This is a genomic window from Photorhabdus sp. CRCIA-P01 (genome assembly GCF_003545805.1).
Lineage (GTDB): Bacteria > Pseudomonadota > Gammaproteobacteria > Enterobacterales > Enterobacteriaceae > Photorhabdus > Photorhabdus antumapuensis.
The window spans coordinates 1-12,970 of the sequence record NZ_NMQR01000072.1; the positions used below are offsets into that span (position 1 = coordinate 1).

Here is a 12,970-nt window from a genome sequence, read left to right on the forward strand (position 1 = left end):
GTATATTATTACCTTGGTTAAACATTTTATAACGGGAAAATAAATCTTTTAACAGTTTTTACTGTTTTAAATAACCAATGTTATAATTTATTGTTGGATTTATTAGATCTAAAAAAATTATAGTTAACTTGATTTTTTAAACTGAAAAATATGTAAATCCATAATATTATGTATGATGATATATTGAAATTGAATTTTTTCTAAGAGGTTTATATTGATGAAATAGGGTCGCAATTAATACAGTTGTTATAGTTTTAAAGCGACATAATATTAAAATATCAGGAGACGACATGCTTGATTCAAATGTAACAGATTGTAATAGTAAGAATTCTTCCCCAGTTTGTTCTTTTAATGAATGGGACCCACTTGAGGAGGTTATTGTCGGTGTAGTTGATGGCGCCAGATTTCCCGGCTGGCATATGGCGATAGAGCCAATACTACCACCGAATCAGATTGATAATTTTCATCGGTATGCAGGTCGGTCATTTCCGCAAGAGCAAATTGATGCAGCATCTAGAGAGTTAGAAGAGTTTGTCCATATTCTTGAAGGTGAAGGTGTGACAGTACGTCGTCCAGATCCGCAAGATCAATCTCAGGTATTTGGCGCACCAGGCTGGAGTAGTACAGGGTTTTATTGTGCAATGCCTCGTGATGTGCTGTTAGTTATTGGAAATGATATTATTGAATGCCCGCTAGCATGGCGTTCCCGTTATTTTGAGACGGCGGCATATAAGACTTTACTTAAAGATTACTTTAAGAAGGGTGCAAAATGGAGCGCCGGGCCAAAGCCACAGCTGATCGAAGAACAATATAATTTCGAATGGCATCAGCCTAATGACAAGGAGCGTGTTCCCCTTGCTATAACTGAATTTGAACCGACGTTTGATGCTGCGGATTTTATTCGATGTGGGCGAGACATCATTGCTCAAAAGAGCCATGTCACAAATGAATTTGGTATTGAATGGCTTCGTCGTCATATAGGTGATGAATATCGTATTCATGTTTTTGAATTTAACGATGATAGCCCTATGCATATTGATGCCACTTTTGTTCCTATGGCGCCAGGAAAACTATTAATTCACCCAGAAAAAGTATTAAAAATTCCTGAATTGTTTAGGAAGTGGGATGTATTACATGCGCCTAAGCCGGTTATTCCTGATGACCATCCTCTGTATACGACCAGTAAATGGATCAACATGAATATTCTGATGTTGGATGAACAGCGGGTGATTGTTGAAAAGCAGGATGAGCCAATGATTGCTGCGATGAAAAGTTGGGGCTTTACGCCTATTCCATGTAATTTCAGGAATTTTAATACGTTCGGCGGTTCCTTCCATTGTGCCACCGTGGATGTAAGGCGGCGCGGAACTTTACAGTCTTATCTTGACTAGGAATAATGATGGCTATCTGGAGATATTCCCTTTGGGATGCAGTAATGTTTGCATTACGTATCTTGCATACCCTATGGATTTCAAGATGCATCGCGACGGCAAGGGAGCGAATCCCCGGGAGCATAGCGAACTATGTGACCGGGGTGAGTGAGTGCAGCCAACAAAGAGGCAACTTGAAAGATAACGGGTATATATGGTAGCCACTGTTGCACGAGTTGTGTATTGGGATATAAAAGTGATTATAGAATTGAAATCTCTCCCAATATTTGACCATGCTAAATATACCTCTACATTTATATACGACTAATGTAAATGTTAGAGATAAATATCCGCATGCACACAGTTAAGATTAATCACAGTGTGTGCATGCGTTTTGCTTGTATTTTCTCTCTCCTCTCCACCATTTCTATGATTATGAATAGTAACAGGCTGTTTAATTCTGGATTTAAGTATGAGTTCTGAAATAATCGCTGGTAGAGAATCTTTTCTAGTCCGAATTCACCTATTCCGATGAGCGACCGCAGTCACTTTCTGTTTCTCTTTATATATTAAATGATAACCATTATTACTTGGATGTTGGTTATTTCCGTCTTACAGTACTGCCCACATATATATTGCTATCAGACTGCATATACATGTCTTGTTTTATAACTTTATATAAGGAAATTAATGATGGAATCGATGATATCTACAGATAATATTCAGTTATTTATCAATAAAATAGATGAACTGGTTAATATTGAAAATGAAAAAAAAGGTGGAGCTCTCGGCGTTGCTATTATCCACGGTGATAAGATCATTTATCAGCGTCATATCGGGCAAGCTAGCATTGAGCATGCTGTTGCTATACAGCCTAATACTAAATTCTATTTAGCGAGTGCGTCAAAACAATTCACGGCTTTTTGCATAGCCTTGCTGGAGAAAGAAGGAAAGCTCAACGTCAAGGATAAAGTTAGACAATATTTGGATTATTTACCCGCGCATTTCTCTGATATTACCATTGAGCATCTTATTCATCATACCAGCGGGTTACGGGATATATTTTTACTTTATAGTCTGGCAGGTAAAAACTCAAGTTTTGATCACTGCAATGCTGATTTAGTGAGAAAATTGATCCAACGACAACAGACATTTAACTCCCCCACTGGGGAATATTATATTTATAGCAACACGGGCTATTATTTGCTGGGGGAAATCGTCAGCGTAGTTTCAGGTAAGTCGTTGAAGAAATATGCAGAAGAAAATGTTTTCGCTCCATTAGAGATGAAAGATACCATTATCTGTGATGATATAACCGAGATTATCTCTAATCGGGCGATGGGTTACACTTATAATGAAAATTCGCAACAGTGGATAAGAAGCGATATCAACAATTCTGTGATGGGTAGTGCAGCGGTTCACTCCACCGTGAATGATTTATGTCGTTGGGCTAGAGCGTTTTATTCACCGTCTATTGTTCAGGATCTACTGCCTCAATTATCCCGTACACCGGATTTAACTAATGGTAATCGTAATAACTATGCTTACGGTTTGATTGTTGAGCAACGTGCAGGGCAAAGGATAATACAACACAGTGGTACCTATGCTGGTTTCAGAGCGAATATTTGTATTTTACCCGATGCTAAATTAGGTATCGCGATGACTGCTGCAATCGATGTTGATGTTGCTAAATGGACGGAGCAGTATATTGATATCTTGCTTAATACCAATGTTGAGCCAGAAAAACCACCTTGCCTAACCAGTGATATTGATATCACCGGTATTTTCCGAGGGGTAGAGCCTTATCCTTATATTATTACCAAAGAAGATGTTTATTTCTTAGGTAATTTATTTAAAAAAGGTAACCCGATTATTTTTAACTCTGACGGTACATTCCAAGAGCAAGGAAGTAAAATCCAGTTCAGACCCGTCATTGAAAGTGACAGTGTTATCGCACTGGAACATATTGATGAAAACGGTAATGTTTTTTATTTGAAAAAGATGAACAATGAAGGTAGTGTCGATATTCAGTTATTGTCAGGGCGCTATTATAGTTACGAAACAGAGGCGATAATTAATATTATATCATCTGGTGATGATATTTATATTGATGGGATTATCCATCCTGTAAAAAAAGAGGCTTTACGACGTATTTATGGGAATAGTTATTTCTCACCCAGTACTGAGTTTGTTATTGACTTTGAATTTGATCCTGATGCCAATAAATCTCGTTTTTATATCGGTAATTCACGTTGCTTGAATGTGGAATTTGTTGAAATTTAATTACAGGTTAGTAAATATAAGTTTAGAACAGAGTTTCGTTAGCAGGATAGAATTAATGGTTGTTGAGGGCCTAAAGATATTTTCTATTAGATGCACTTTGTTCCAGACAGAACTATTATATTTAACCTGAATTTTGTTTAAGCCGTCACTGTGCTATCTTCTTCCGAATAGAAAATATCTGGGGACGGTTTCTTCAACTTAAGATAGTAAGCAATGAGTCCACCCAAAACTGTCAACAGAGATCCTTTTATACTCCGGTGGCGTGAATGTTCTATCTGAGAAATCGTTTTTAACTGCTCACGGATCGTTTCTATACCCTATGGATTTCAAGATGCATCGCGACGGCAAGGGAGCATAGCGAACTATGTGACCGGGGTGGGTGAGTGCAGCCAACGAAGAGGAAACTTGAAAGATAACGGGTAATAATGAATCGCTTTAATAACATTATTTTATCCCTCTCAGCCAGAGCATCTGCTTTCATATTACGCCGCTTTTTAGTGATAAAGGTGATGCCGGTTTCTGCCAGCTTCTCCACAAAATCGTTCCCACTGAGGAATGAAAAAGCGGAAGAAATCATCGACATCACAGAAAATTTCAACTAACTTGTCTATAGTTTGTTCTTTCTTCGAGCGGTTTTTTATTGGTCTAAAATGCTGATCTTGTAACAGGCATTTCAGTTCAATATCTTATCCAGAATTCGGGTTATATTTATGTTCTGTCTGTTTTTTATAAATGTTAGGAGATTAATGATGAAACTGACAATATCCACAGATAATATTAAATTATTTATCAAGAAAATAGACGAATTAGTTAATATTGAGAATAAAAAAAAAGGTGGCGCTCTCGCTGTTGCGGTTACTCACGGTAATAAAACCATTTATCAGCGTCATATCGGGCGAGCTAGCATGGAACATGCTGTGGCTATAAAACCTAATACTAAATTCTATTTAGCGAGTGTTTCAAAGCAATTCACGGCTTTTTGCATAGTTTTACTGGAGAAAGAAGGAAAGCTCAACGTCAAGGATAAGGTCAGACAATATTTGGATTATTTACCCGCGCATTTCTCTGATATTACTATTGAACATCTTATTCATCACACCAGCGGGTTACGGGATATATTTTTACTTTTTGGTCTGGCAGGTAAAAATTCAGATTTTGATTACTGCCATGTTGATTTAGTCAGAAAACTGATCCAACGACAACAGGCACTTAACGCTCCCACTGGGGAATATTATCTTTATAGCAACACGGGCTATCATTTACTGGGGGAAATCGTCAGCGTGGTTTCAGGCCAGTCGTTGAAAAAATATGCAGAAGAAAATGTTTTCGCTCCATTAAAGATGAAAGATACTTTTATCTGCGATGATGTAACCGAGATTATTTCCAACAGGGCGATGGGTTACACTTATAATAAGGATTCGCAACGGTGGATAAGAAGCGATATCAACAATTCCGTGGTGGGTTGTGCAGGGGTTCACTCCACTGTGAGTGATTTGTGTCGTTGGATGAGAGCGTTTTATTCGCCATCGATTGTTCAGGATCTGTTGCCTCAATTATCTCGTACACCAGATTTAACCAATGGCAATCGTAACAATTATGCTTACGGTTTGATTATCAGTCAACGCGAAGGGCAAACGATAATACAACATGGCGGTACTTATGCTGGCTTCAGAGCTAATATTTGTATTTTACCGGATACTAAGTTAGGTATCGTGATAACTGCTGCAACAGGTGTTGATGTTGCTAAATGGGTGGATCGGTATATTGATATATTGCTTAACACCGATATTGAGCCAGAAAAACCGTATTACCCAACCAATGATATTGATATCACCGGTATTTTCCGGGGGATAGAGTCTTATCCTTATGTTATTACCAAAGAAGATGTTTATTTTTTAGGTAATTTATTCGAAAAAGGTAACCCGATTACTTTTAACTCTGACGGTACATTCCAGGAGCAAGGAGGTAAAGCCCGATTCAGGCCGATCATTGAAAATGACAATGTTATCGCACTGGAACAGATTGACGAAAATGGTAATATTTTTTATTTTAAAAAAATGAATGATGAAGGTAGTGTCGATATTCAGCTATTGTCAGGGAGCTATTATAGCCACGAAACAGAGGCGATAATTAATGTTATATCGTCTGGTGAAAGTATTTATATTGATGGGATTGTCCATCCTATGAAAAAGGAGGGTTTGCGGCATATTTATGGGAATAGTTATTTGTCCACAAGAACTAAGCTTATTATTGATTTTGAGTTTTATCCTGATAAAAACAGATGTCGTCTCTATGTCAGTAATTCACGCTGCTTGAATTTGGAATTCATTGCAGTTTAATTTTTAGGTTAGTAAATGCAAATTTATAACAGTATTTTGTTAGCAAGGAAAGGATTGATGCTATTGTGAGAACCTGGAGATATTTTCTACTAGATACACTTTATCCTAGGCAGAACAGTTATATTTATGTTTTGCCTGTTTTTGTAAACATTATATCCTAAAATAATTCCTGAAAGAAAATAAATGTTTATAAAATTTAGCTAATTCTAATTTTCATCCGCAGTTACTTTATATTGTCATTCACACATTAAATGATAGTCATTATTACTTGGATATTTCTTATTTACGTCTTACAGTACTGCCCATATATGTATTGCTATCAAGTTGTATATATATACCCGTTATCTTTCAAGTTGCCTCTTTGTTGGCTGCACTCACTCACCCCGGTCACATAGTTATCTATGCTCCCGGGGATTCGCTCCTTTGCCGTCGCGATGCAGCTTGAAATCCATTGGGTATATTTTCTGTTTTGTAACCTTAAATAGGGAAATTCATGATGGAATCGATGATATCTAAAGATAATATTCAGTTGTATATCAATATAATAGATGAGCTGGTTAATATTGAAAATGAAAAAAAAGGTGGAGCTCTCGCAGTTGCTATTATCCATGATGATAAGATAATTTATCAGCGTCATATCGGGCAAGCTAGTATTGAACATGCTGTTGCTATACAGCCTGATACTAAATTCTATTTAGCGAGTACTTCAAAACAATTCACGGCTTTTTGCATAGCTTTGCTGGAGAAGGAAGGAAAGCTCAACGTTAAGGATAAAATCAGACAATATTTGGATTATTTACCAGAACATTTCTCTGATATTACTATTGAGCATCTTATTCATCACACCAGCGGATTACGGGATGTATTTTTACTTTATAGTTTGGCAGGTAAAAACTCAAGTTTTGACTACTGCAATGCTGATTTGATGGAAAAACTGGTCCAACGACAACAGACATTTAACGCCCCCGCTGGGGAATATTATATTTATAGCAATACGGGCTATTATTTGTTGGGGGAAATCGTCAACGTGGCTTCAGGTAAGTCGTTAAGAGAATATGCAGAAGAAAATGTTTTCGCTCCATTAAAGATGAAAGATACCATTATCTGTGATGATGTAACCGAGATTATCTCTAATCGGGCGATGGGTTACACTTATAATGAGAATTCGCAACAGTGGATAAGAAGCGATATCAATAATTCTGTGATGGGTAGTGCAGCGGTTCATTCCACCGTGAATGATTTATGTCGTTGGGCTAGAGCGTTTTATTCTCCATCGATTGTTCAGGATCTACTGCCTCAATTATCCCGTACACCGGATTTAAATAATGGAAATCGTAACAATTATGCTTACGGTTTGATTATCGACCAACGTGAAGGGCAAAGGATAATACAACACAATGGTACCTTTGCTGGCTTTCGAGCGAATATTTGTATTTTACCGGATGCTAAATTAGGTATTGCGATGACTGCTGCAAGCGATGTTGATGTTGATCAATGGACGGATAAGTATATGGATATCTTGTTTAACACCCATATTGAACCGGAAAAATCACATTGCTTAACCAGTGGTATTGATATCACCGGTATTTTCCGCGGGATAGAGCCTTATCCTTATATTATTACCAAAGAAGATATTTATTTCTTAGGTAATTTATTTAAAAAAGGTAACCCGATTACTTTTAATTCTGACGGTACATTCCAAGAGCAAGGAAGTAAAATCCAGTTCAGACCCGTCGTTGAAAATGACAGTGTTATCGCACTGGAACAGATTGATGAAAACGGTAATGTTTTTTATTTGAAAAAGATGAACAATGAAGGTAGTGTCGATATTCGGCTATTGTCAGGGAGATATTATAGTCACGAAACAGAGGCGGTAATTGATATTATATCATCTGGTGATAATATTTATATTGATGGGATTATCCATCCTGTAAAAAAAGAGGCTTTACGACGTATTTATGGGAATAGTTATTTCTCATCCAGTACTGAGTTTGTTATTGATTTTGAATTTGATCCTGATGTCAATAAATCTCGTCTTTATATCGGTAATTCACGTTGCTTGAATGTGGAATTTGTTGCGGTTTAATTGACTGGTTAGTAAATATAAATTTAGAACAGCGTTTGGCTAGCAGGATGGGATTGATACTGTTGAAAGCCTAAAAGTATTTTATATTAGATACTCTTTATTCCAGGCAGAACTATGATATTTATGTTCTGTCTATTTTTTGTAAACATCAGCTCCCGTAGTTACTTTATATTGCCCTTCATATATTAAATGATAATCATTATCACTTGGATGTTTCCTGTTTACATCTTACAGTACTGCCCACATATGTATTGCTATTAGACTGAATATCTATGTTCTGTTTTATAACCTTAAATAAGGAAGTGAATGATGGAATTTACTATATCTACAGATAATATTAAGTTGTTTCTCAAAAAAATAGACGAGTTAGTTAATGTTGAGAATAAAAAAAAGGGAGGCGCCCTCGCCGTTGCTATTACCCACGGCAATAAAACTATTTATCAGCGTTATATCGGACAAGCTAGCATTGAACATGCTGTGGCTGTAGAACCTAATACTACATTCTATTTGGCGAGTGTTTCAAAGCAATTCACGGCTTTTTGTATTGCTTTGCTAGAAAAAGCAGGGAAGCTTTGTGTCAAGGATAAAGTTGGACAATATTTGGATTATTTCCCCACGGAATATTCTAATATTACCATTGAACATCTTATTCACCATACCAGTGGATTACGGGATGAGTTTGTACTTTATCACCTGGCAGGTAAAAATTCAGACTTTGACCACCGCCATATTGATTTAGTCAGAAAATTGACTCAACGGCAACAAGCGCTTAACTTTACGCCGGGGGAATATTATCTCTATAGCAATACGGGCTATAATTTGCTGGCGGAAATAGTCGGTGTGGTTTCAGGCAAATCGTTAAAAGAATATGCGGAGGAAAATGTTTTTGCCCCATTAAAGATGAAAGACACTTTTTTCTATGATGACATAACCGAGATTATTCCTGATCGGGCAATGGGCTACACTTATAACGAGGGCTCTCACCAGTGGATAAGAGATGATCTCAACGATACAGTGGTCGGTGGTTCAGGGCTTCATTCTACGGTAAATGATTTGTGTCGTTGGATCAGAGCATTTTATTCACCATCCATTGTTCAGGATCTGTTGCCTCAATTATCCCGTACACCAGATTTAACCAATGGTAATCGCAATAATTATGCTTACGGTTTGATTATCAGCCAACGCGAAGGGCAAACGATAATACAACACGGTGGTTCCTATACTGGTTTTAAATCTCATGTTTGTATTTTACCAGATGCTAAATTAGGTATTGTGATTACTACTGCAACAGGTGTTGATGTTTCTAAATGGGTGGAGCAGAATATTGATATCTTGTTTGACACCGATATTAAGCAGGAAGAACCGCACTGCCTAACCAGTGATATCGATATCACCGGTATTTTCCGAGGGATGGAGCCTTATCCTTATATTATTACCAAGGAAGAGACTTATTTGTTAGGTAATTTATTCGAAAAAGGTAACCCGATTATTTTTAACGCTGACGGTACATTCCAAGAGAAAGGCGGTAAAATCCGGTTCAGACCCATCATTGAAAATGACAGTGTCATTGCATTGGAGCTGATTAATGAAAATGGCAATGTTTTTTGTTTAGATAAGATGATTGATGATGGTGGCGTCGATATTCAGCGATTGTCAGGGCGTTATTATAGCCATGAAACAGAAGCAACGATGACTGTTTCCGCTTCTGGCGATGGGATTTATATTTATGGAGTTGTTTATATTGGTAAAAAGGAAGTCTTACGGCGGATTTATGGGAATAGTTATTTCTCACCCAGTACTGAACTGATTATTGATTTTGAATTAGATCCTGATACCAATAAACCTCATTTCTATATCAGTAACTCACGTTGTTGGAAGATAGAATTCGTTGTAGTTTGATGGGTAGGATGGAATTGATATTATTGAGAGTCTAAAGGTATCCTTTATTTAGATATACTTTGTTCCAGGCAGAACTATTATGTCTATGTTTTGCCTGTTTTTTGCAAATATAATTATCAAAATGATTATTGTCGGCGAATAACTGTTTGCAAGGGTTAACTGATTTTGATTTACAACCGCAGCTATTTTATATGGCCTTTCATACATTAAATGATGATGGTTATTACTTGGATGATTTGCTATTTACGTCTTACAGTATTACCCGTATATGATATTGCTATCAGATCGTATATATGTTCTGTTTTATAACCTTAAAATGAGGGAATTCATTATGGAATCTACTATATCTACAAATAAAATTAAGTTGCTTCTCAAGAAAATAGACGAATTGGTTGATATTGAAAATAAGAAAAAGGGTGGCGCATGCGGTGTTGCTGTGACTCACGGTAATAAAACCATTTATCAGCGCCATATTGGAAAGGCTAATATTGAACATACTGTTGCTATAAAACCTAATACTAAATTCTATTTGGCGAGTGTTTCAAAACAATTCACCGCTTTTTGCATTGCCTTATTGGAGAAAGAAGGAAAGCTCAGCGTCAAGGATAAAGTTGGGCAATATTTGGATTATTTTCCCGCACAATTCTCTGATATTACCATTGAGCATCTTATTCACCATACTAGTGGATTACGTGATGAATCTTTACTTTATCGCCTTGCAGGTAAAAACTCGCGTTTTGATTACCATGATATTGATTTGATAAAAAAACTGACGCAGCGGCAACGAACACTTAATTTTACGCCCGGGGAATATTATGCTTATAGCAATACTGGCTATCATTTGCTGGCAGAAATCGTCAGCGTGGTTTCAGGTAAGTCATTGAGAGAATATGCGGAAGAAAATATTTTCGCCCCATTAAAGATGAAAGATACTTCTTTCTATGATGATGTCACGGAGATTATTCTTGATCGGGCGATGGGTTACACTTATAACGAGAAACCGCCCCGATGGGCAAGGTATGATCTCAATGGTTCCGTGGTAGGTGGCACGGGGGGTTATTCTACGGTGAATGATTTGTGTCGCTGGATCAGAGCATTTTATTCGCCATCTATTGTTCAGGCGCTGTTGCCTCAATTATCTCGTACACTAGATTTAACTAATGGCAATCGCAATAACTATGCTTACGGTTTGATTATCAGCCAACGAGAAGGGCAAAGAATAATACAACATGATGGTTCCTATGCTGGTTTCAAATCTGAAGTTTGTATTTTGCCTGACGCTAAATTAGGTATCGCGATTACCTCTGCAACAAATGTTAATGTCATTCAATGGATTGAACAGTGTCTTGATATGTTGTTTAACACGAATATGATTGAACCGGAAAAACCACATTGTCTAACCTGTGATATTGATATCACAGGTATTTTCAGGGGGGCAGAGCCTTATCCTTATATTATTACTAAGGAAGATGTTTATTTGTTAGGTAATTTATTCGGAAAAGGCAACCCGATTACTTTTAACTCTGACTGTTCATTCCAACAGCAAGGAAGTAAGACCCTATTCAGACCTATCATTGAAAATGACAGTGTTATTGCATTGGAACAGATTGATGAAAATGGCAATGTTTTTCATTTTAAAAAGATGACTGATGACGGTGGTATCGATATTCAGCTATTGTCAGGGAATTATTATAGTCATGAAATAGAAGCAACAATGACTATTTCTACTTCTGGAGATGGAATTTATCTTGATGGGATTACTTATCCTGGGAATAAAGAAGCCTTGCGGCGGGTTTATAGGAACAGCTATTTCTCTCCGAGTACTGAATTTGTTATCGATTTTGAATTTGACTTTGATACGAATAAACCTCATCTCTATATCAATGATTGGGGCTGCTGGAGAGTAGAATTTGTCGCAGTTTAATTTATAAGGTGATCAATCAGAATGAAGAACGGCATTGTTATAGCAGAATGGAATTAATGCTATTGAGGGCCTAAAGATATTCCCTATTAGATGTACTTTTTCCAGGCAGAACTATTCTATTTATGTTCTGTCTTTTTTTTTAAACATCAGCTCCCGTAGTTACTTTATATTGCCCTTTATATATTAAATGATAACCATTATCACTTGGATGTTTCCTGTTTACGTCTTACAGTACTGCCCGTATATATATGTTCTGTTTTATAACCTTAAAATAAGGAAATTAATGATGAAATCAAAGATATCTACTGATAAAATTGAATTATTTCTCAAGAAAATAGACGAACTGGTTAATATTGAAAATAAAAAAAAGGGTGGCGGATTCGCTGTTGCTGTGACCCACGGTAATAAAACCATTTATCAGCGCCATATCGGAAAGGCTAATATTGAACATACTGTTGCTGTAAAACCTAATACTAAATTCTATTTGGCAAGTGTTTCAAAACAATTCACTGCTTTTTGCATTGCCTTATTGGAAAAAGAAGGAAAGCTCAGCGTCAAGGATAAAGTTGGGCAATATTTAGATTATTTTCCCGCAGAATTCTCTGATATTACCATTGAGCATCTTATTCACCATACCAGTGGGTTAAGGGATCAATTTGGGCTTTTTAATCTGGCAGGTAAAAACTCGGACTTTGACCATCGTCATATTGATTTGGCGAGAAAGCTGGTTCAACGGCAACAAACGCTTAATTTTACGTCCGGAGCATATTATGCTTATAGCAACACGGGCTATAGTTTACTGGCGGAAATAGTCAGTGTGGTTTCAGGTAAATCGTCAGGGCAAGATCTCACAATTTTAACAAGGTTATTTGGGTTAAATAAAGACCAAAATATAACTTTTTATAGCCACTTCTCTCATTAAAACGTTAAGATCTCTCTATTCTATAAAAGCGTGATCTTAATAATGAGTATTTTCAACTTTATCAGCAAGATAGATGACCCACGTTCTGACATCAATAAAAAACATGAATTAATGGATGTGATTTTTTTAGCTTTTTCTGCTGTGTTA

General features: G+C 36.8%; 6 protein-coding genes and 3 pseudogenes. 7 read left to right on the plus strand and 2 right to left on the minus strand.

Annotated features, from left to right (window positions below):
• Positions 1 to 290 precede the first annotated feature (290 nt).
• Together D3222_RS22310 and D3222_RS22315 are read left to right on the plus strand one after the other, a co-directional pair.
• Positions 291 to 1,391 (plus strand): amidinotransferase, encoded by a 1,101-nt coding sequence (locus tag D3222_RS22310; RefSeq protein ID WP_118988073.1) that lies wholly within the window; start codon positions 291 to 293, stop codon positions 1,389 to 1,391.
• A gap of 669 nt (positions 1,392 to 2,060) precedes the next feature.
• A complete protein-coding gene (locus D3222_RS22315) occupies positions 2,061 to 3,653 on the plus strand; it encodes a serine hydrolase domain-containing protein (RefSeq protein ID WP_118988074.1) in 1,593 nt (530 codons plus the stop codon).
• A 137-nt stretch (positions 3,654 to 3,790) separates the two neighbouring features.
• Here D3222_RS22315 and D3222_RS22320 read toward each other — a convergent pair.
• Positions 3,791 to 3,967: pseudogene (locus D3222_RS22320) on the minus strand (IS982 family transposase); the annotation flags it as partial.
• 110 nt (positions 3,968 to 4,077) lie between these two features.
• Positions 4,078 to 4,185: pseudogene (locus D3222_RS26890) on the minus strand (transposase); the annotation flags it as partial.
• 214 nt (positions 4,186 to 4,399) lie between these two features.
• On the opposite strand from D3222_RS26890, the gene D3222_RS22330 reads away from it, so the two are divergent.
• The 5 genes and pseudogenes from D3222_RS22330 to D3222_RS22350 form a co-directional block, all read left to right on the plus strand.
• Positions 4,400 to 5,992 carry a serine hydrolase domain-containing protein gene (locus tag D3222_RS22330; RefSeq protein WP_198672899.1) on the plus strand — a complete coding sequence of 531 codons (1,593 nt, stop codon included), beginning with the start codon at positions 4,400 to 4,402 and terminating at the stop codon, positions 5,990 to 5,992.
• A 493-nt stretch (positions 5,993 to 6,485) separates the two neighbouring features.
• Positions 6,486 to 8,078 (plus strand): serine hydrolase domain-containing protein, encoded by a 1,593-nt coding sequence (locus tag D3222_RS22335; protein ID WP_118988077.1) that lies wholly within the window; start codon positions 6,486 to 6,488, stop codon positions 8,076 to 8,078.
• 306 nt (positions 8,079 to 8,384) lie between these two features.
• Positions 8,385 to 9,977, plus strand: coding sequence for a serine hydrolase domain-containing protein (locus tag D3222_RS22340; RefSeq protein ID WP_198672900.1), 1,593 nt, complete (start codon positions 8,385 to 8,387; stop codon positions 9,975 to 9,977).
• Positions 9,978 to 10,308: 331 nt separating this feature from the next.
• Positions 10,309 to 11,901 carry a serine hydrolase domain-containing protein gene (locus tag D3222_RS22345; protein ID WP_118988079.1) on the plus strand — a complete coding sequence of 531 codons (1,593 nt, stop codon included), beginning with the start codon at positions 10,309 to 10,311 and terminating at the stop codon, positions 11,899 to 11,901.
• Positions 11,902 to 12,184: 283 nt separating this feature from the next.
• Positions 12,185 to 12,736: pseudogene (locus D3222_RS22350) on the plus strand (serine hydrolase domain-containing protein); the annotation flags it as partial.
• Positions 12,737 to 12,970 lie beyond the last annotated feature (234 nt).